This is a genomic window from Nocardia sp. NPDC050630 (genome assembly GCF_044457245.1).
Classification (GTDB): domain Bacteria; phylum Actinomycetota; class Actinomycetes; order Mycobacteriales; family Mycobacteriaceae; genus Nocardia.
Window position 1 is genome coordinate 1 of sequence record NZ_JBITGN010000012.1, and the last position, 20,572, is coordinate 20,572.

The following is a 20,572-nucleotide window of genomic DNA, read 5'->3' on the forward strand; positions in this document are numbered from 1 at the left end:
CGACCACCACGAAGCCATGATCTACATCGCCACCATCATGACCATGTCACGCCGACTCACCCGAGCATGACCGAAGTTTCCGGACGCTCACTTAGACTCCGATCATGTACAACTGGGATCTGCAGAACGCCATCGCTGCCTTCGTGGACAGCCTGCGCCCTGGGGCGCAGCAACAGCACGACCTCTACATGTCGGTGCTGTACGCGTTCGTCGATATGCAGAGCCATCTGCTCACTCTCCTCGGTTTCCCGCCGGTCGCGTGAGGGTCACTTTCGACAAGGCACCGAACCGCACCTCCGGCGCCGATGAGAACCTGCCCTTGGGCCCGGTGATCATCGCCGTCCTGATTCTGGACGCCCTGATCACCCTCGCCCTGGAGGTCCTCTACCTTCCGACCTACATCAACACCGTTGCCTTCCCCCTGTCCGCAGTGCTTGCTGGCGTGATCAATGTGCTCCTGGTGATGGGAGTCCGCTCCATAACCCAGCGCGTCAGCGCGATGATGCTCCCCATCGCCGCCTGGACCCTCGGGTTCCTGACCTGCTCGGTAACCGGCCCCGGCGGCGATATCATGCTGGGCAGCGACTGGCGGACCCTGTTGCTTCTTTTCTGCGGATTGGTCCCGCCGCTGCTCTATATCTACATCCGAAGCAACGCAGGCCTGTTCAGCAGCCACTGACAGAATTCGCCGAACTCCGCGCCGATCCCGAAGGCCGCAATGCGCATTCAGTCGAGGCGAATGGCCAGGGTGGCGATTACGGCGTCGGTGCGGGCGCGCAGGGTCGCGGCAAGCACGGGGCCGCGCGGGTTGTGCAGGGGACGGTGATACCAGTGGGCGGCTTCTACCTGAGCGAGCAGAACGGTCACTTGACGGCCGGCTCGGGTTTGCGCGCGGACGTAGCCGACGAGAGTGGTGATGAGACTGCGGCGTGGGCTCGGGAGGACGGTGAGGGGGACTCCCGGATCCCACTGCTTCCATTGTGCGCTGAGTCGCCGAGTAGCGGCCGGGTCGATTTCAGCTGCGACGGCGACGATTTCGCCGTCGAAGGCTTGGGCGGTGCGCAAGGCACGCGCGGTGACTTCACTGACCGCGACCACCGGCACCACGATGAGCATCGGTTCCTGATCCGGTGATTGCGGTGGGAGAAAAGGGATTCGGCCGAGGCTGAGCTGATCGGCCACACTGCGGTAATAGTTCTCGGTGCGCGCGAACAGCGTTATCAACGCGGGCACAATGATCAGCAGCAGCCACGCACCTTCGTCGAACTTCTCGATGAACAGAACCACGGCGGCGACGGCGGTTAGCAGCGCGCCGAAGCCGTTGAGCATGGCGCGCGGAATCCAACCGGATCCACGCTGCTCGCGCCAGTGTCGCACCAGCCCGGTCTGGCTGATGGTGAACCCGATGAACACACCGACCGCGTAAACCGGTAGCACACGGTGGGTTTCGGCATGCACGACCAACAGCACGACAGCGGCCAGAATAGTAAGGGCCGCAACGCCATAGCGGAATACCGGGCGCTCGGAGCGCAACGCGAACAGGTGCGCGACCCGATGGTCTTTCGCCAGCAGCGACAGCAGCACCGGCAGGCCGCCGAAACTGGTATTCGCGGCCAGGCACAGCGCCAGCGTGACGGCCAGACTGGTGACATAGAACGGCCAGCCGGTCCCGAATGCCGCCGCGGACAGTTGCGCGAGCAGGGTGACATCGCCGCGCGGTACCGCGTGATGGCGGCGGATGAGCAGCGCCAAACCGAGCAGCATCGTGCACAGCAGCACTCCGAGCGCCACCTCGGTGTGCTGGGCCCGTCGTACCGCGGGCGTCCGGAAAGACGGCACGGCATTGGCAATCGCCTCGACACCGGTCAGCGCCGAACACCCGGCCGAAAATGCCTTCAGCAGCAAGAGAATTCCGACGGTGTCGTACGGCACGATCGGCCCCGGATCGGTACCGATTACCGCGACCGGTGTCGCGCGGAACAGTCCGACCACGATCACCGAGACAATCGCGACGATGAACAGAAGTGTCGGCCCCATCAGCACTTTCGCCGATTCGGCCACGCCGATCAGATTGATCACGGTGAGCACCGCGAGTCCGCTCAGCGTGATCAGTAGCAGATGGTCGGCCAGCACCGGAAACGCGCTGGCCAAACTGGCCGCACCGGCCGCGAGACTCACCGCGACGGTCAGTACATAGTCCACCACCAGACTCGCCGCCGCGAGCAGACTTGCACCGCGACCGAGATCCTTCTTCGCCACCGCGTAAGATCCGCCGCCATCCGGATGCACGGCGATAACCTGCCGGTACGACAGCACTAATACCAGCAATAGCACCGCGATCACCAGCGAAACCGGCAGTGTCCACGACACCGCCGCCGCACCCGCCGCGACAAGAACCAGCACGATCGCCTCGGGCCCGTAGGCCACACTCGACAGCGCATCCAGCGATAACGCAGCTAAACCGCCGATTGCGGTGAGTCGATACTCATCGCCGCGCTGCAGCCGTCGCATGCGGCGATCGGCGATGGGTAACTCCCGCGTCCGTGATACCGGGGTCTCGACCACGCTGACCATTGAACTCGGCACGGTGCTGGCAATCGGTCAGCGACACCGCACGAGTCGGCGCGATTACGCGCCATTCTGGGCGCGAGGTGGTCTCGGACAGTTGGTTACGAGCGACGAATGAAACGGCGCATCATCGAGGAACTCGCCGGGGGTCCTGCCGTGGGATCCGCCTCCGGCAGGACCCGGTCCCAGCCGCGCTCGGAACGCCGCACCATATCCTGGCACGCCGTCCTGGCGCAGCGCCCACAAGCGCTGACGGCCCCGCCGCTGGATGCCCAGACCGACGCTCTCGGCCTGCCGCACCTGACTCCGGCGCACCCCTTCCGGGTGTCACTCGGTATGCGTGAACTCGATTGGCGAGAGTGACCAAGTATCAGCGGCGACCGAGACGGCCGGGGGTTGCCGATTCGATGAGATCCCAGGCTTGGTCGAGCGGAATATCGACGACGAGGTAGCGCTTCTTACCGGCCGCGGTGGCGGCGACCACGGTGGCGATGCCGGAGCGGCGCTGCCAAAAGGATTGGCGCACAGTCCAACCGATGATACCAGGTGCCTCGAGGCAGTCGCGGTCGCGATCCAGTGAGCCGGATCGGGTGATGAGCCAGGCCGGGCTGTCGTCGGTGGCGGGCAGAACGGCGTGGCCGAGTCCTCGGTAACGGTCGTTTGCCAGTGCGGCCGCGATCAGTGCCGCGAGCGCGGGGAGCAGCCACCACCATGGTGAAAAATATTCTCCAGCAAGGCAATTGATCAGCATAACGACCGCGATGATCGCGATCGGGCTGAGCGCGCGAGTGTACCGACGGCGGCGCGCGACCGGCCCGTGCGCGATCAGCGCTACGGTGCTCACCGTCGCGTGCGCGCGGCCCACGGTGGGCTCCCGCGCTGAATCTCCGAGCCTCGAAAGTTCGTTGGCGGCACCGGGGCGCCGGACGGCCCTGGGTGCGAGTAATTCCGCGAGAGTGCGTTCGATCGCGGAGCGCGGTGCCTGGGGCAGGATCTTCTGACGCGGGCTCTGACCCGTCATGATGGCTTCGAGTTCGGCGGCACCGGCGATGCGGAGCAGCAGCGGCTCGTTGACGGTCGCGCCGCGGAATCGAGCCAGATCCAGCGTGATCTGTCTGGTCGTGAACAGGCCGTGGCGCAGATGCAGCGTGCGGTCGTTATCGAGCACCCGCAGTCGGAAATACGTTGTCAGATAGCGCGTACAGGCCGCGAGACTGACGATCACCACGATCGCGACGACCAGCAGCACGATGGCGACGGCGATGCGGACCGCACTGCCATCCTCGATGCTGTGCACTGCCTGCGAACTGAACACGATCTGGTCGAACCCATACTGGAATGCCAAACCGACAATGGGTGCGATGATGGCGAATCCGGTCAGCGACAGCGGCGCGTAGCGCACCCAGCTCGCTTGCCAATGACCGATTTCCCGCGCGTTCCCAGACACCGGCGGGTCTTTCCGAAGGCTCGGAACCTGTTGTTCCGCAGTGGATTCCGGCGAACCGGCGGTATGGGCGAGCAACACCGTCCGCAACCGCGGCACGTCATCCGCGTCCAACGCATCGAGCTTGAATTTCTCACTCGAATCCGCGTGCTGCCCGGTCCCGATCGCCAACACCGCGAGCCCGAGAACCCGGTGCAACAAATCCGCCTCGATATCGACCGACCGAATCCGTGACCGAGGTACCGACAGTTTTTTGCGCTGAATCAACCCGGTCCGCAACTCGATATCCGTCGTCCCGACCCGGTACGTAGTGGTGAACCAGCGCGTCAGCGCGAACCCGACGATCGCCGCCAAGACGATGAGCCCCCATAGCGGATTACCGGTATTGGTGCCCAGGATCACCGACCCGATGAGCACCGGAATGAACTTCACGACCTCGTTGACCGGGTGTACCAATAACATTCGCTTATCCAGCCGCAACCACGGCTGCTCGGTCTCCGGCGCGAGCGGTAGGTAGGTACTCACGTCGCATCCCCGCGGTGCAATGCGGCGATCTCGGTCAACCGGGTGACGGTCTGTTCGGCGACCGGCAGATCGAGCTCGGAGATCCGCACGGCACCGGCCGAGGACGCCGTCGTCACGGTCACCGTCGCCAGCCCGAACATTCGCTCCAGCGGCCCGCGCTCGGTATCGACGGTCTGCACCCGGGAGATGGGCGCGACCCGGCTCTCCACCGTCAACCACCCGACCCTGGTGTACACCGCGTCGTCGGTCACTTCCCACCGATGCACCGCATACCGCCACAGCGGCATCACCCCGATGCTCACCGCCGCGAGCACTAGCGCCACCGCGAACACCACCAACTGCAAACCACGGTGCTCGGAGTCGACGACCATCCACAAGATCAGTGCCACGAGCGGAATCACCCACCCGATCGCGGCTTGAATGGTCCACAGGAGCTTGGCCTTGGTGCTCGGACGCCAGGCCGGATCGGCCATGATCGTGCGCGGCTGCGACATGCTTGCCATGGTTGCACGTCCCGGCGCGACCGTCTCCGTCCTGCGCCCCAACCCACCTACCTGCATGGGAATAATTCGCACCGACCATCCGGAATACTGCGTGAAACCCCACAGTTATCACCCCTCACAAGCACTGGAGGGAGACAGCCCAGGATGTGTAGCGCATGATCGAGGGCGTGACCGAGCTAGCGACCCCGAGCGTCCCGCCCGCACCGCCAACGCCGTCGGCCATGCGCCGCGCGCTGCGGCGGGCCCGCGACGGTGTGACACTGAATGTGGACGAGGCGACCGTACTGCTGCACGCACGGGGCGCTGACCTCGTCGACCTGTGTCGCAGTGCCGCCAGGGTGCGTGATGCCGGACTGGAATCGGCGGGTCGGCCGAAGACCATCAGCTATTCGCGCAATGTCTTCATCCCGCTGACCAAGCTTTGCCGGGATAAATGCCACTACTGCACCTTCGTCACGGTGCCGGGCAAGTTGCGCGCCGAGGGCAAGGGCATGTTCCTGGAGCCCGACGAGGTACTCGAGATCGCGCGTCGCGGTGCCGAGCTCGGCTGCAAGGAGGCCCTGTTCACCCTCGGTGATCGGCCCGAGGACCGTTGGCCGGAGGCCGCGCAGTGGCTCGACGAACGCGGCTACGACTCCACGCTGGACTACCTGCGCGCCGTCTCGATCATGGTGCTCGAGGAGACCGGTCTGCTGCCGCATCTGAATCCGGGCGTTATGAGCTGGGAGGAAATCTCGCGCCTCAAGCCGGTGGCGCAGTCCATGGGCATGATGCTCGAGACCACCGCCACCCGGCTGTTCACCGAAAAGGGCAACTGCCACTACGGAAGTCCGGATAAGGATCCGGCGGTTCGGCTGCGCGCGATTACCGACGCCGGTCGGCTCTCGGTGCCCTACACCACCGGCATCCTGGTCGGCATCGGCGAAACGCTGACCGAGCGTGCCGAGTCGATCATGGCGATTCGCAAGCAGCACAAGGCATTCGGGCATATTCAGGAAGTGATCATCCAGAACTTCCGCGCCAAGGACGACACCGCCATGCGCGATGTTCCCGATGCCGGTATGGAGGAGTTCCGGGCCACCATCGCGGTCACCCGGCTGCTGCTCGGCCCCGACGTTCCGGTGCAGGCGCCGCCGAATCTGGTGTCGCACGAGGAATGCCAGGCTCTGATCGATGCGGGCATCGATGACTGGGGCGGCGTCTCGCCGGTCACCCCCGATCACGTCAATCCGGAACGGCCATGGCCGAACCTCGATACCCTGCGCGAAATCACCGAGGCCGCAGGCTACCAACTCGTCGAACGCACCTCGGCGCACCCGAAGTACGTGCGCGCGGGCAACCCGTGGGTCGATCCGCGCATCGGCGCACACGTCGCCGCGCTCACCGATCCGAAGACCGGTCTTGCGAATCCGGATGCGATTCCGGTCGGCCTGCCCTGGCAGGAACCGGACGAGTCGTGGGAATCCGCGGGCCGCATCGACCTGAATACCTCGATCGATACCGAGGGCCGAAATACCGACAGCCGCAGCGATTCCGCACTCGGCCAGGATGTCGTTGGGGCCTTCGGCGACTGGGACACCATTCGTGAACAGGCTCGTGACCTCGCCGTCGCGGCCCCCGAGCGGCTCGATTCCGATGTGCTCGCCGCCCTGCGCGCCGCCGAAAACGATCCGGCCGGTCTCACCGACGCCGAATACCTCGCATTGGCAACGGCCGACGGACCAGCACTGGAGGCGGTGGCCGCACTCGCCGACCAACTGCGCCGCGACGTCAACGGCGACGATGTCACCTACGTGGTGAACCGGAATATCAACTTCACCAATATCTGCTACACCGGCTGCCGCTTCTGTGCGTTCGCCCAGCGCAAGGGTGATGCCGACGCCTTCACCCTGAGCATGGACGAGGTCGCCGATCGTGCCTGGGAGGCACATGTCGACGGCGCGACCGAAATATGCATGCAGGGCGGTATCGATCCGGACCTCCCGGTCACCGGCTATGCCGATCTGGTGCGCGCGATCAAACAGCGGGTGCCATCGATGCATCTGCACGCGTTCAGCCCGATGGAGATCGTGAACGGTGCCTCTCGCGGTGGCCAGAGCATCCGCGACTGGCTGGTGGCGCTGCGGGAAGCCGGGCTGGACACGATTCCCGGCACGGCCGCGGAAATCCTCGACGACGAGGTGCGCTGGGTACTCACCAAGGGGAAACTGCCGACCTCGGCGTGGGTCGAGGTGATCACTACAGCCCATCAGGTCGGCCTGCGTTCGAGTTCCACGATGATGTACGGCCACGTCGACAATCCGAAGCACTGGGTCGGACATCTGCGGGTGCTGCGCGGAATCCAGGACGAGACAGGCGGTTTCACCGAATTCGTACTGCTGCCGTTCGTGCACCAGAGCGCACCGCTTTACCTGGCCGGTGCCGCGCGACCGGGCCCGACTATCCGCGACAACCGGGCGGCGCATGCCCTCGCGCGGATCATGTTGCACGGCCGCATCGATAACATCCAGACCAGCTGGGTGAAACTCGGCACAGCGGGCACCCGCATGATGCTCAACGGGGGTGCCAACGATCTGGGCGGTACCTTGATGGAGGAGACCATCTCCCGCATGGCCGGATCGCAGCACGGTTCCGCCAAGACCGTCGCGGAGCTCGCCGAGATAGCCGAGGGTATCGACCGTCCGGTGCGCGAACGCACCACGACTTATGGGGTGCCACCACGGAAGATCTCCGCGGCGCTGCCACTGACGGTGGGCTAGGCGACACCGGATTCCCGGTCGTCGCACTCGGACGATTCGCAAAGGCGCGGATGTCAGTGGTATTTCATATCCAGCGAATGGCATCCGGGATGAAGTTAGTTAGGGCAGGCTGACCCGGAGTAACCTGGGCTGCCGGGCTAGTGTGACGCTGGGCGGAGTATCCCCGTGAGGACAGACTAGGAGAGCGGCAGTGCCGTACATCATCGCTGAACCGTGCGTTGACGTGAAGGACAAGGCATGCATCGAAGAATGCCCCGTGGACTGCATCTACGAGGGTGGTCGGATGCTGTACATCCATCCGGACGAGTGCGTGGACTGTGGTGCATGTGAGCCGGTGTGCCCGGTGGAGGCGATCTTCTACGAAGACGACACTCCGGACCAGTGGAGCGGATACGTGAACGCCAATGTCGACTTCTTCGACGAGCTGGGTTCGCCCGGCGGTGCGACGAAGGTCGGCAAGGTGGACTACGACCCGCCGTTCATCAAAGAGCTGCCGCCGATGGCGACTGAATGAGTAATTTAGGTACTGAGTGAGTACTGTGTCACCGCGTCGCCGGGTCAGCGCTCTGCTGCCCGATTTTCCCTGGGACACCATTGCGTCGGTGAAGGCGAAGGCCGCCGCGCATCCGGACGGGATCGTCGATCTATCGGTCGGCACGCCGGTTGATCCAGTGGATCCGCTGATCCGTGCGGCATTGAGTTCGGTCGCCGCGGTGCCTGGTTATCCGACCACGCATGGCACGCCCGAACTGCGGGTCGCGGCGGTAGACGCACTGAAGCGGCGCTACGGGATCACCGGACTCGACCCGGCCGCGGTGCTGCCGGTGATCGGCACCAAGGAGCTGATCGCCGGACTACCGCGACTGCTCGGCCTCGGCGCGAACGATCTGGTGGTCATCCCGGAGGTCGCCTACCCGACCTACGAGGTGGGTGCGCTGCTCGCCGGTAGCAGGGTGGCGCGAGCGGACGGGCTGACCCAATTGGGTCCGCAATCGCCTGCCCTTATCTATGTGAATTCCCCGTCGAACCCGACGGGGAAGGTGCTCGGTGTCGAGCATCTGCGCAAAGTGGTGCAGTTCGCGCGTGAGCGCGGCGCTGTCGTGGCCTCCGACGAGTGCTATCTGGGCTTGGCCTGGGAGGGCCGAGCCGTCTCGATCCTCGATCCGGAGGTATGCGACGGCGACCACACCGGTCTGCTCGCGGTGCACTCGCTGTCGAAGACCTCCAACCTGGCCAGCTACCGCGCCGGATTCGTGGCGGGCGATGCGGAACTCGTCGCGGAACTGCTCGAGGTGCGCAAGCACTCCGGCATGATGGTTCCGTTCCCGATCCAGGCGGCCATGGCCGCCGCACTCGATGACGACGCCCACGAGGCGGCGCAGCGTGAGCGCTACCGTGCGCGCCGCGAGGTGCTGCGAAAGGCCTTGCAGCAAGCGGGTTTCCGCATCGATCACTCCGAGGCGGGCCTGTATCTGTGGTGCACCAGGGGCGAACCATGCCGCACCACCCTGGACTGGCTGGCCGAGCGCGGCATCCTCGCCGCACCGGGCGACTTCTATGGACCGGGCGCGGGGGAGTACGTGCGCATCGCCATGACCGCCTCCGATGAACGCATCGAGGCCGCGGCGCAACGCCTGAGCTGACACGTCCCGCAGTCGTGCCCGATGACCGGAAACGGCGATAGCCTTGGGGTATGGACGCTGTCACGGTAGTCCCTGTCCCCAGCAACGAGCCGGTGCATTCCTACGCGCCGGGTAGCCCTGAGCGAGAACTGCTGATCACCAAGCTCACCGAGATCGCCGCCGAACCCATCGACGTTCCGCTGGTCATCGGCGGCAAACACCGGCCGGGTATCGGGGCTCGGCACGATATCGTCGCTCCGCACCGATATCGGCATGTGCTCGGCACCTATACCGACACCACGCATTCGGAAGCCCACGGTGCCATCGATGCCGCGCTCGCGGCGGCACCGGGCTGGCGCAGCACGTCGTTCGACGAGCGGGCGGCCGTCTTCCTGCGTGCGGCGGACTTGTTGGCCGGGCCGTGGCGGGAGACGGTCGCCGCGGCGACCATGCTCGGTCAATCCAAGACGGTCCAGCAGGCCGAAATCGATGCGCCGTGCGAATTGGTCGACTTCTGGCGCTTCAATGTCGCCTTCGCGCGCCATATTCTGCAGCAGCAGCCGCAGTCGAGCGCCGGTGTGTGGAACCAGATGGACTATCGCCCGCTGGAGGGTTTCGTATACGCCATCACGCCGTTCAACTTCACCGCCATCGCGGGCAATCTCCCGACCGCGCCCGCGCTGATGGGCAATACCGTTGTATGGAAGCCCGCGCCGACGCAGACGCTCGCGGCCTTCTACACGATGCGGCTGCTGGAGGCGGCCGGACTGCCGCCGGGTGTCATCAATATGGTGACCGGCGACGGTGTCGAACTGTCGGAGGTCGCGCTCGTCGATCCGCGACTGGCGGGTATCCATTTCACCGGCTCCACCAAGACATTTCAGTTTCTGTGGTCCCAGGTCGGCGCGAATATCGGTCGCTACCGTGGCTATCCGCGCTTGGTCGGGGAGACGGGCGGTAAGGACTTCATCGTCGCGCACCCGTCCGCAGATCCGGATGCATTGCGTACCGCGCTGATTCGCGGTGCCTACGAATATCAAGGCCAGAAATGTTCGGCGGCTTCGCGCGCCTATATCGCACGTTCGGTCTGGCGCACGATCGGTGACGACTTCCTGCAACTGACCCGCGAACTCAGCTACGGTGATGTCGCGGATCTGACGAATTTCGGAGGGGCACTGATCGATCAGCGTGCCTACGACAAGAATGTGGCCGCCATCGAACGCGCCAAGTCGGCGGGTATCGCCATCCCGGCGGGCGGCGAATACGACGATAGCGAGGGCTGGTTCGTCCGACCCACGGTGCTGGTGGTGGACGACCCCCGCGACGACGCCTTCGCCACCGAATATTTCGGTCCCATCCTCGCGGTGCACGTCTACGACGATGCCGAACCCGGCTCTTATGCGGCGATATTGGCCGAGGTGGAGCGGGCGGCACCCTACGCGCTGACCGGCGCGATCTTCGCCCAGGACCGCAAGGCCGTCGAACAGGCTTCGGCCGCCCTGCGATTCGCCGCGGGCAACTTCTACATCAATGACAAGCCGACCGGCGCGGTCGTCGGTCAGCAGCCCTTCGGCGGTGCGCGCGCCTCGGGCACCGACGATAAGGCGGGTTCGCCGCTGAACCTGCTGCGCTGGGTCGCGCCACGCACGATCAAGGAAACCTTTGTGCCGCCGGGTGATTACCGGTATCCGCACATGGGGTCGGAATGAATCCATTGCGGCCGGTCATACTCGCGGCCTCCGCCTCACCGCGGATGAAGCGCATCCTGACCGGGACGCCGATCACAGCGCAGATCGTCCGGCGCTTCGTGGCAGGTGAGGGCCGCGACGAGTTGATTCCGGTGGCGCGGGAACTGCTCGCGAGCCGTCGGCTGATCAGCGTCGACTTCCTCGGGGAGAACACCACCGACCGGGCACAGGCCGACGCCACGGTGGCCGAATATCTTTCGCTGATCAATGATCTGGCGGCATTGAACGGCTTCCGAGATGCCGTGGCGCGCACTGAGGTATCGGTGAAACTATCCGCGCTCGGCCAAGCGCTTCCCGTCGACGGCCCGGCCATCGCCGCTGAGAACCTGCGTATTTTGTGCACCAAGGCGGCCCAGGCCGGAGTGTGGGTCACCGTCGATGCGGAGGAGCACACAACCACCGAGGCCACGCTGACCACGGTTCGTGAGTTGCGCGCCGAATTCCCCTGGCTCGGTGCGGTTTTGCAGGCCTATCTACATCGGACCGAGGCGGACTGTCGCGAGTTGTCCGGAGCGCGAATTCGCTTGTGTAAGGGTGCATATCGGGAATCGCATACCGTCGCCTACCAGCGTCGCGCCGAGGTGACCGATTCCTACCTGCGTTGTTTGGAGATCCTGATGCGCGGTGACGGCTACCCGATGGCGGCCACTCACGATCCGGTGCTCATCTTCGCCGCCGAACAGCTGGCCGCCGGAACCGGCCGTGGCCCAGAGCGATTCGAGTACCAGATGCTCTACGGCATCCGCGATCCGGAGCAGTTGCGACTGGCCGCCGCGGGCAATGCCATGCGGGTCTATGTGCCATATGGCGGCCAGTGGTACGGCTACCTGACTCGCCGCCTCGCCGAACGTCCGGCCAACCTCACATTCTTTCTGCGTGCACTGGTCAGCAAGTCCTAGGGGATGGCAGCCGGCGGAGCCGGCGGGGTGGGTGAGCTCAGACGAGCGGCTTGCCGAGACGATGCCGCCTGCGCATATCCCACAGACACAGGTTCATCGGAAAGAGCCTGGCGGGCTTGGGAAGTATGCGGTGCACGGCGCCGATCGCACGCAGCAATCGGTTCGCGAAGCGCTCCTGGCGGTCACTCCAATCCATGCGCATCTCGGTGCGCAGGTGTGGCGGCAACAGACTGGTCACCAGGAACCGCTGTAGTGGACCGAATATGCGCAACGGCCAGGCGACCATCTTCAGATCGATGAGATCGTTGAAGTACGCGCGGGTGCGGGCATCGACGGTCTTGGACGCGAGATTGGCATTCCAATACTCCTGGAAGGCCTTTCGGTCGCGGGGCCACATTTCCGGTCGCATCTGCAGGGTTGTGCCGAGCCGAGCGGCGTACTGGTAGAGCACATCCGCGGTGTCCTCGTCCATCGGCCCGTGCAGGCGCTCCTCCAGATCCACCAGGCCCCAATACAAACACGCCGCGACCCAGAGTTGCAGCTTCGGATCGAAGGCGTTGTATTTGACCGCCGCGCCCGGTTCGGAATGCACCGCGCGATGTGAGCCGTTGACCGCCTCGCGATAGTTCGCACGATCCTGCTCGGTGCCCATCAGTGCCACCGCGAGATAGGTCAGCGTGGTACGCGTCCGCTTCCACGGGTGCACATCGATGCGGCCGGATTCGACCGTGCTCTCCATGACGCCGTAGGCGACCGGACGCAGGCTGAGTTGCATGATGACATTGGCCGTTCCGCCGAGGAAGGCCGCGACGCCGCTCCAGAATTCGTCCATCGCGAAGTTGTCGACGGTGCCGTAGCGGCAGGTCGGTCCGGGATCGGGTGGTTCGACGGGTAGCGGCAAGGTCATCGTTGGCCTCGTCTTTCGGGGTTTATCAGCGGCGATCGAAAGGTGATGAGAAGAATTGGTACTTACCTTCTCATCATCTCGATAGCGTGTCAAACGGTCCCCTGGTACGGCGTTTACCCAGTCGGATGCGGCGACGAACGTGCGTTCGTGGGCGGTGCGGGTTGATGGCATGCGATGCTATCGGTGTCATCGTGTCATCGGAGCGGAAATAGGGGTGGATATTATGGCGACGCTGACCAGACTGCTGGCGTTGGTGCGTAGCACCGGTCCGGAGGATCGCAACCAGACGCGGGTGCTCGATGCCGCGCTGTTGGCGTTCCTGGATTTCGGTATCAAGCGGACCAGCATGGTGGAGGTCGCGCGGCGGTGTGGGCTGTCGCTGGCCACCCTCTATCGGCGCTTCGCGAGCAAATCCGATCTGATCGAGGCCGTCGGGATGCGGCAGGCACGGCAGTTCGTCGAGGAGGTGGATGCGGCGCAGCAGCGGCAGGTCGATCGCGATGCCGGTGCCGAGGATCAGATCGTGGAGCTGTTCGTCGCGTTTCTGAACGGACTGCGCGGCAATAAGCTGCTCCACCGATTGTTGAAGACCGAGCCGGAGATCGTGCTGCCGTACCTCACCGTGAAGGGCGCGCCGGTGCTCGAACTCGGCCGCGACTATCTGGCCGAATTCATTACCCGGCTGCAGGGGGAGGGCAAGTTGCCCGAATACGATCCAGAGCCGGTCGCCGAGATGATCGCGCGGACGGCGCTGTCCTTGGCGCTGACTCCGCAAACGGTCCTTCCGCTCGACGATGACACCGCGATCCGCAAGTTCGCGCGCGAGCATGTGGTCGTCTCGTTCCGGCTGTAGCCAACCCGCCCCGAGTCACACCATCCGTAGGCCGAACCGCCTGCGGATGCGCATATCCCATAGGTAGGCATTGATCGGAAACAATCTGGCCTGCTTCGGTATTCGGGCGGTGATAGAGCCGGTGGCGTGCAGGATTCTGGCGAGTTTCCGATCGTCGTCCTCGGTCCAAGTCATGCCCATCTGGTCGCGCAGATGTTCGGGCAACAGTCCGGTAACCATGAACCGGTGGAACCGCGCGAACAGCATGCGAGCGGGGCGCGGGAGCATCTTCAGATCGATCAGATCGTTGAAATAGTCGCGGATCGGGGGATCGATGGTGGTCTTCGCGAGGTTTTCGGTCCAGTACTCGTCGAAGGCGATGCGGTCGGCGGGCCACATTTCCGGATGCATTTGCAGCGTGGTGCCGAGTCGAGCGCTGTAGCGGTAGAAGGCTTCCGCGTCGGCGTCGTTCATCGGGCCGTGCATGCGCTCGTAGAGATCGCGGGCACCCCAATAGAGACAGGCGGCGACCCAGAGTTGCAGTGCTGGATCGAAGGCGTTGTACTTCACCGGGCTCGCCGAGGTCGATTTCACCGAGCGATGCGACAGATTCACGGCCTCGCGATAGGCGTCGCGTTCATCATCGGTGCCGAGCATGGCGACCGAGAGATAGGTGAGAGTGGTGCGCAGCCGCTTGATCGGATGCAGCATGACCTTGCCGCTGTCGACCGTGCTCTCCAGCACGCCGTAGCCAACCGGCAGCGTGCTGAGCTGCATGATGACATTGGCCGTTCCGCCGAAGAATGCGGCGACACCGTCGAGGTACCGCTCGATATCGAAGCTGTCCTCGGCGGGCGTGGGCGCGGGTTTGCGAAACGGGCTGGTCATCAGCTACCCCGGTCTCATCGGTGAGAAGGTTTTGCTTAGACGTTCTCACTGTCTCATGGGCGTGTCAACCGTCACGTTGTCCTCGAGGGGGAGCGTGGTGGCGCGCAGTACTGCCGAAGTAGCGTGAGCGCATGTCATTCGGTCCGCCGCTGCTGCTTCGATCACTCAATCCGCTTGCTGTCGCCGGGGGAGCGGATATACCGGATGCCGTCACCATCGACGGGGTGACACTGTCGCGCAGTGATTTACTCGGTGCGGCAACGTCGGTGGCCGAGCGCATCGCGCGCGCCGACCGCGTGGCGGTACTGGCGCGGCCGACCGTGACGACGGTGCTCGCGATGGTCGGCTGTCTGATCGCCGGGGTCACGGTGGTGCCGGTACCACCGGATTCGGGGACCGCCGAGCTGGCGCATATCCTCGCCGACTCCGGTGCGCAGGCGTGGTTGGGTGAGGCGCCGCAGGGGTCGGATCTGCCCGTCGTCCCGGTGCGAGTGCACGCGCGCTCATGGCACAGCTACCCCGAACCGGATGCTGCCACACCGGCATTCGTGCTCTACACCTCCGGGACGACCGGTCTGCCCAAGGGGGTCGTACTCAATCGCGGTGCCATCGCCGCCGGGCTCGACGCACTCGCGGACGCATGGGCCTGGACGTCGAATGACGTTCTGGTGCATGGCCTTCCGCTGTTCCACGTGCACGGGCTGATCCTCGGTGTGCTCGGGCCACTGCGGGTGGGCAGTCCGCTGATCCACACCGGCAAGCCAACGCCGCAGGCATATGCGGATGCGCGGGGCACGCTCTATTTCGGGGTACCGACCGTGTGGTCCCGCATTGTCGAAGATCCCGATGTGGCAAGGCAATTGGCCGATGCGCGGCTGCTCGTATCGGGTAGTGCGCCACTGCCGGTGCCGGTGTTCGAGCGGCTGCGCGAACTCACCGGGCAGGCGCCGATCGAGCGGTACGGGATGAGCGAAACGATGATCACGCTGTCCACGCGCTTCGATGGGGAACGGCGTCCCGGATGGGTCGGCACGCCCGTCGCGGGTGTCCAGACGCGGCTGCGGGACGAGGCCGGTGCGGATGTCCCGCATGACGGCGAGACCATCGGTGGCCTGCAGGTTCGCGGGCCGATGCTGTTCGACGGCTACCGTAACCGGGCCGAGGCGACCGCCGAATGCTGGACCGAGGACGGTTGGTTCAAGACCGGCGATGTCGCGGCGATCGATGCCGATGGTTTCCATCGCATTGTCGGCCGGGAATCGGTCGATCTCATCAAGTCCGGTGGCTACCGGATCGGTGCGGGCGAAGTCGAAACCGTATTGCTCGGACATCCGGATGTGGCCGAGGTGGCGGTCGTCGGCCTCCCCGATGCTGATCTGGGACAGCGGATCGTCGCATACGTCGTATTGCGCGGTAGCGCACCGGATTCCATCGAGAAGACGCTCATCGAGCATGTGGCCGAACAGCTTTCGGTGCACAAGCGTCCGCGCGAGGTCCGCGTGGTGGATTCCTTACCGCGCAATGCGATGGGAAAGGTGCAGAAGAAGCTGCTCGGCTGACTTGACCTCCACTTCGGTTCAGGTTCTACGGTCGCCGGTATGAGCGCAGCACTGACACCCGAACAGATCGACTACCTGGCCACCCAGCGCCTGGGCCGACTGGCGACCGTCCGCCCCGACGGCTCACCTCAGAACAGCCCGGTCGGCTTCCGCTACAACGCCGAACTCGGCACCATCGATATCGCGGGCTGGAATATGGGCAAGTCCTGGAAATTCCGCAATATCGCCACCAATAACCGCATCGCCTTCGTCGTCGACGATGTCGCCTCGGTTCAACCATGGCGCGTCCGCTGCCTCGAAATCCGCGGCACCGCGGAACAATTGACCGACGTGGAGCCCTACATCTCCGGCGTCTCCCGAGAGATGATCCGCATCCACCCGACCCGAGTGATCGCCTTCGGCCTGGAGGCGGGCGTCACCAACGGTTAGGACCGCCTCGTTCGGTGCGACAACTCGTGCGCATGTGGGTGAAGAGCTGACAGCCCTCCCTACGCGTGGTGGTATCGAGACATCCACCGCACGGGCACGGCGCGATATCGCCCGTGCTGGGCGGTTATCGCGGTCGGTGCCGGCCATGGTGGTGTTCGCCATGCCCGCCGGTGTTTCGGATGTCGCGATTTTGTGTGGTCGGTCGTGCGACGTCATTACCGATGGGACTGCGCCGTCGGCGATGACGCACTGCCGGGCGGTGATCGCGGTCGGTGTGGTGCTGGCCGTGGTCGTGTTGGCGATGACGCCTTGTCCGACCGCGCGCCCGAGGGAGGCGGAGGAGCCCGGCTCAGTCGTTGGCGTGCAGGTCGGCGTTGAGTTCGATGCCGGTGCCCTTGCGGTGCACGACCTCGACCGCGCCGGTAGTGGAATTGCGGCGGAACAACAGGTTGTTCTGGCCGCTGAGCTCGGCTGCCTTGACCACGGTGCCATCGGGCGTGGTGACCTTGGTGCCCGCGGTGAGGTAGAGACCGGCCTCGAGGACGCAGTCGTCGCCGAACGGGATGCCGAGACCGGAGTTGGCGCCGAGCAGGGAGCGCTCGCCGATGGAGATGATGGTGGTGCCGCCGCCGGACAGGGTGCCCATGGTGGAGGCGCCGCCGCCGATATCGGAGCCGTCACCGACCACGACGCCCGCGGAGATGCGGCCCTCGACCATGGAGGCGCCGAGGGTGCCCGCATTGAAGTTCACGAAGCCCTCATGCATGACGGTGGTGCCGGAGGCCAGATGCGCGCCGAGGCGGACCCGGTCGGCGTCACCGATGCGCACACCCGACGGCACGACGTAATCGACCATCCGCGGGAACTTGTCGATGCTGTACACGGTGACCGGGCCGCGCGCACGCAGCTTGGCGCGCGTCGCCTCGAAACCCTCCACCGCGGCCGGACCATGGTTGGTCCACACCACATTGCTGAGCAGCCCGAACTGCCCTTCCAAGCTCACCTCGTGCGGCTTGACCAGCCGATGTGAGAGCAGATGCAGCCGCAGGTACACATCGTGCGCGTCCACGGGCGCGGCCGACAGATCGGCGATCGTGGTCCGCACCGCGATCACATCGACCCCGCGCGCCTCGTCGAATCCGAGCAGCGCCGCGTATTCCGCGGGTGCCTCGTCCAGGCGCTTGGTGCCGGTGTCACCGAACGCGCCCAACTCCGGATTCGGGTACCACGTATCCAGTACCGTCCCGTCCGCGGTCACATTGGCGATACCGACTGCTGCTGCTCCCTGAATGCTCACGTCATCAGAGGTTACCCACCTGCCGTCGCCCATGGTGAGCCACGTCGACCGATCCTTGTCCGGGCGGTCGTAGGCTGGGGCGCGTGACCATCGACTTGCGCGCCGACCCCATCACGCTGACCGCGGCTCTGGTCGACATCCCGAGTGTGTCGCAGAACGAGGCGGCTATCGCCGATCTGGTCGAGCGGGCGGTGCGTGAGCAGACGACGGGGTTCGAGGTGATCCGGCATGGCAATGTGGTGCTCGCCCGCACCAACCTCGGTCGGCCGACTCGGGTCATCCTCGCCGGTCACCTGGATACCGTGCCGATCGCCGACAACGTGCCGAGCACCTTTGTGGACGAGGCGGGGCAGCGCCAGCTCTACGGCTGCGGCACCGTCGATATGAAATCCGGTGACGCGGTCTTCCTGCATCTGGCCGCGACCGTCGCCGAACCGGTGCACGATCTGACGCTGATCTTCTACGACTGCGAGGAGATCTCCGCGAATTACAACGGGCTCAATCACATCGAGCGCGACCTCCCGGATTGGCTCGTCGGCGATCTGGCCATTCTCGGCGAACCGTCCGGTGGTGTTATCGAGGCGGGTTGTCAGGGCACCTTGCGCGCGCGGCTCACGACCAAGGGCGTGCGAGCGCACTCGGCGCGATCGTGGAAGGGCGACAATGCGATTCACCGCTTGGCCCCCGTGCTGCAGCGGCTCGCCGACTACAAGGCCCGCGAGGTCGATATCGATGGCTGTGTCTATCGCGAGGGCCTTTCCGCGGTCCGCGTCGGCGGTGGCGTTGCGGGCAATGTGATTCCGGACGAGGCCGAGGTCGACGTGAACTTCCGCTTCGCGCCCGACCGCACCGTCGCCCAGGCCACCGAACATGTGCGCGAGGTATTCGACGGACTGGAACTCGATTTCGAGCTCACCGACGCCGCCGCGGGCGCGCTGCCCGGCTTGTCCGCACCCGCCGCCAAGGATTTGATCAGCGTGGTCGGCGCCGACAGCGTGCGCGCCAAATACGGCTGGACCGATGTCGCCCGCTTCGCCGCCCGCGGCATCCCGGCGGTGAACTTCGGTCCCGGCGACCCCAATCTCGCGCATAAGCGCGACGAACATGTCCCGGTCGCCCAGATCACCTCGGTCGCCGAGGTGCTGCGCGGCTACCTCACCGGCACATCCCGGTAGCGTGGGCGCCATGTCCACCGAAGCCGCCGATAGCGAGATCGCAAGCACGCCGAAGTCGACACCCAAGTACCGCGGACCGATCATGTTCCGCCGCGATCGCAAGCCGGGCGGCACCGCCGACCAGAACCTATTGGACCAGCACGGGCCAAGCGATTGGGTGCACACCGATCCGTGGCGGGTGCTGCGCATCCAGGCCGAATTCGTCGAGGGCTTCGGTGCGCTCGCCGAACTGCCGCGCGCGGTCACCGTTTTCGGTTCGGCCCGCACGCCGGCGGGGCATCCGGAGTATCACGCCGCCATGGCCATCGGCGGTGCGCTGGCGCGGGCCGGATTCGCGGTGATCACCGGTGGCGGACCTGGCGTCATGGAGGCCGCGAACCGCGGCACGTCGGAGGCGGGCGGGTATTCGATCGGGCTCGGCATCGAGTTGCCGTTCGAGCAGAGCCTCAACGAATGGGTCGATCTCGGCATCAATTTCCGCTATTTCTTCGCGCGAAAGACCATGTTCGTGAAGTACTCGCAGGCATTCATCTGTCTGCCGGGCGGATTCGGCACCCTGGACGAGCTGTTCGAGGCGCTCACCCTGGTGCAGACCCACAAGATCACCCGCTTCCCGATCATCCTGTTCGGCAGCAAGTACTGGGCCGGACTCGTCGACTGGCTGCGCGATTCACTCGGCGGCTCGGGCAAGATCTCCCCCGGCGACCTCGGCCTGCTGCATGTGACCGATAGCGTCGAGGAGGTCGTGCAGATCATCCTGGCCACCGCGGACGGTGCCACCGACACCGAAGCTCTCGGGACGGAGGATCAGTGGTGAGCGAGGACGGATACGCGGTCTGCGTGTACTGCTCGGCCAGCACCGCCGATCCGGCGATGCTCACCCTCGCCGCCCGGGTCGGCACCGAGATCGCAAGGCGGGGTTGGCAATTGGTGTCCGGCGGCGGCCACGTCTCGATGATGGGCGCGATCGCCACCGGTGCCCGCGCGGGCGGTGCGCACACCGTCGGGGTGATCCCGAAACACTTGGTGCACAAGGAAGTAGCCGATGTCGATGCCGACGAGCTGATCGTCACCGATACCATGCGCCAGCGCAAACAGGTCATGGAGGACCGCGCCGACGCCTTCCTCACTTTGCCTGGTGGCATCGGCACGCTAGAGGAGTTCTTCGAAACCTGGACCGGCGGTTATCTGGGCCAACACGATAAGCCAGTGGTTGTGCTCGATCCCAATGGGTTCTATCGAGGTCTGTTCGACTGGCTGGACCAACTCTACGATCGGAAGTTCGTGTCCCAGTCGGCCATGGCCCGGATCACCGTGGTCGACGATCTATCCGCTGCCTTCGCGGCGCTGAAACCAGTGCAGGCTGCCGAGGTGACCCGGGAACCCGGCTCCATTCTCGACGAGGAGAACTGACGCA

General features: G+C 65.1%; 20 protein-coding genes. 14 read left to right on the top strand and 6 right to left on the bottom strand.

Translation table 11 applies throughout. The features are described 5' to 3' along the window. Positions 1-104 precede the first annotated feature (104 nt). Both ACIBG0_RS26805 and ACIBG0_RS26810 read left to right on the top strand, forming a co-directional pair. Entirely contained in the window at positions 105-263 is a 159-nt protein-coding gene (locus ACIBG0_RS26805) for a hypothetical protein (RefSeq protein ID WP_169338103.1), read from the top strand. Next, on the top strand, positions 260-679 hold the full coding sequence (locus ACIBG0_RS26810; RefSeq protein WP_397035878.1) for a hypothetical protein: 420 nt from the start codon (positions 260-262) through the stop codon (positions 677-679). The genes ACIBG0_RS26805 and ACIBG0_RS26810 overlap by 4 nt, the downstream gene beginning before the upstream one ends. Positions 680-726: 47 nt before the next feature. On the opposite strand, the gene ACIBG0_RS26815 is transcribed toward ACIBG0_RS26810, so the two are convergent. Beyond that, the gene (locus tag ACIBG0_RS26815; RefSeq protein WP_397035879.1) at positions 727-2,565 is read right to left on the bottom strand and encodes an APC family permease; all 1,839 of its coding nucleotides are present in this window, start codon (positions 2,563-2,565) and stop codon (positions 727-729) included. Between the two features lie 117 nt (positions 2,566-2,682). Between ACIBG0_RS26815 and ACIBG0_RS26820 the strand changes: the two genes are divergently transcribed. Beyond that, on the top strand, positions 2,683-2,931 hold the full coding sequence (locus ACIBG0_RS26820) for a hypothetical protein (RefSeq protein WP_397035881.1): 249 nt from the start codon (positions 2,683-2,685) through the stop codon (positions 2,929-2,931). Positions 2,932-2,938: 7 nt separating this feature from the next. Here ACIBG0_RS26820 and ACIBG0_RS26825 read toward each other — a convergent pair whose 3' ends face one another. Beyond that, a complete protein-coding gene (locus ACIBG0_RS26825) occupies positions 2,939-4,474 on the bottom strand; it encodes a PH domain-containing protein (protein WP_397036235.1) in 1,536 nt (511 codons plus the stop codon). Positions 4,475-4,533: 59 nt separating this feature from the next. After that, positions 4,534-5,031: a PH domain-containing protein gene (locus tag ACIBG0_RS26830; protein WP_397035883.1), complete on the bottom strand. Its 498-nt coding sequence runs from the start codon at positions 5,029-5,031 to the stop codon at positions 4,534-4,536. A 164-nt stretch (positions 5,032-5,195) separates the two neighbouring features. Here ACIBG0_RS26830 and ACIBG0_RS26835 point away from each other — a divergent pair, with 164 nt between their 5' ends. The 5 genes from ACIBG0_RS26835 to ACIBG0_RS26855 all read left to right on the top strand — a co-directional run bounded on the left by ACIBG0_RS26835 (position 5,196) and on the right by ACIBG0_RS26855 (position 12,068). Next, positions 5,196-7,799, top strand: a complete 2,604-nt coding sequence (locus ACIBG0_RS26835) for a bifunctional FO biosynthesis protein CofGH (RefSeq protein WP_397035884.1) — start codon at positions 5,196-5,198, stop codon at positions 7,797-7,799. Positions 7,800-7,989: 190 nt separating this feature from the next. Further along, the gene (fdxA, locus tag ACIBG0_RS26840; protein WP_040695137.1) at positions 7,990-8,313 is read left to right on the top strand and encodes a ferredoxin; all 324 of its coding nucleotides are present in this window, start codon (positions 7,990-7,992) and stop codon (positions 8,311-8,313) included. Positions 8,314-8,338: 25 nt separating this feature from the next. Then, a complete protein-coding gene (gene dapC, locus ACIBG0_RS26845; protein ID WP_397036236.1) occupies positions 8,339-9,442 on the top strand; it encodes a succinyldiaminopimelate transaminase in 1,104 nt (367 codons plus the stop codon). Positions 9,443-9,492: 50 nt separating this feature from the next. Continuing rightward, positions 9,493-11,130, top strand: a complete 1,638-nt coding sequence (pruA, locus tag ACIBG0_RS26850) for an L-glutamate gamma-semialdehyde dehydrogenase (RefSeq protein WP_397035886.1) — start codon at positions 9,493-9,495, stop codon at positions 11,128-11,130. Next, on the top strand, positions 11,127-12,068 hold the full coding sequence (locus ACIBG0_RS26855; RefSeq protein WP_397035888.1) for a proline dehydrogenase family protein: 942 nt from the start codon (positions 11,127-11,129) through the stop codon (positions 12,066-12,068). The genes pruA and ACIBG0_RS26855 overlap by 4 nt, the downstream gene beginning before the upstream one ends. Positions 12,069-12,105: 37 nt before the next feature. Here ACIBG0_RS26855 and ACIBG0_RS26860 read toward each other — a convergent pair whose 3' ends face one another. Next, entirely contained in the window at positions 12,106-12,975 is an 870-nt protein-coding gene (locus ACIBG0_RS26860; protein ID WP_397035890.1) for an oxygenase MpaB family protein, read from the bottom strand. 223 nt (positions 12,976-13,198) lie between these two features. On the opposite strand from ACIBG0_RS26860, the gene ACIBG0_RS26865 reads away from it, so the two are divergent. Then, positions 13,199-13,828: a TetR/AcrR family transcriptional regulator gene (locus ACIBG0_RS26865; RefSeq protein ID WP_397036238.1), complete on the top strand. Its 630-nt coding sequence runs from the start codon at positions 13,199-13,201 to the stop codon at positions 13,826-13,828. Positions 13,829-13,843: 15 nt separating this feature from the next. On the opposite strand, the gene ACIBG0_RS26870 is transcribed toward ACIBG0_RS26865, so the two are convergent. Further along, positions 13,844-14,695 carry an oxygenase MpaB family protein gene (locus ACIBG0_RS26870; protein ID WP_397035892.1) on the bottom strand — a complete coding sequence of 284 codons (852 nt, stop codon included), beginning with the start codon at positions 14,693-14,695 and terminating at the stop codon, positions 13,844-13,846. A gap of 131 nt (positions 14,696-14,826) precedes the next feature. On the opposite strand from ACIBG0_RS26870, the gene ACIBG0_RS26875 reads away from it, so the two are divergent. Continuing rightward, positions 14,827-16,254, top strand: coding sequence for an acyl-CoA synthetase (locus ACIBG0_RS26875; protein ID WP_397035893.1), 1,428 nt, complete (start codon positions 14,827-14,829; stop codon positions 16,252-16,254). A 39-nt stretch (positions 16,255-16,293) separates the two neighbouring features. Beyond that, complete coding sequence (locus ACIBG0_RS26880; RefSeq protein ID WP_397035894.1) at positions 16,294-16,683, top strand: PPOX class F420-dependent oxidoreductase; 390 nt, start codon at positions 16,294-16,296, stop codon at positions 16,681-16,683. A gap of 349 nt (positions 16,684-17,032) precedes the next feature. On the opposite strand, the gene dapD is transcribed toward ACIBG0_RS26880, so the two are convergent. After that, complete coding sequence (gene dapD / locus ACIBG0_RS26885; protein WP_397035896.1) at positions 17,033-17,980, bottom strand: 2,3,4,5-tetrahydropyridine-2,6-dicarboxylate N-succinyltransferase; 948 nt, start codon at positions 17,978-17,980, stop codon at positions 17,033-17,035. A gap of 83 nt (positions 17,981-18,063) precedes the next feature. Between dapD and dapE the strand changes: the two genes are divergently transcribed. Genes dapE through ACIBG0_RS26900 form a run of 3 tightly spaced genes read left to right on the top strand, consistent with a single transcriptional unit; the run spans position 18,064 to position 20,568 of the window. Further along, complete coding sequence (gene dapE / locus ACIBG0_RS26890; protein WP_397035898.1) at positions 18,064-19,155, top strand: succinyl-diaminopimelate desuccinylase; 1,092 nt, start codon at positions 18,064-18,066, stop codon at positions 19,153-19,155. A 10-nt stretch (positions 19,156-19,165) separates the two neighbouring features. Further along, a complete protein-coding gene (locus tag ACIBG0_RS26895; protein ID WP_397035900.1) occupies positions 19,166-19,972 on the top strand; it encodes a TIGR00730 family Rossman fold protein in 807 nt (268 codons plus the stop codon). Between the two features lie 56 nt (positions 19,973-20,028). Further along, positions 20,029-20,568, top strand: a complete 540-nt coding sequence (locus tag ACIBG0_RS26900; protein ID WP_397036240.1) for a TIGR00730 family Rossman fold protein — start codon at positions 20,029-20,031, stop codon at positions 20,566-20,568. Positions 20,569-20,572: the final 4 nt, after the last annotated feature.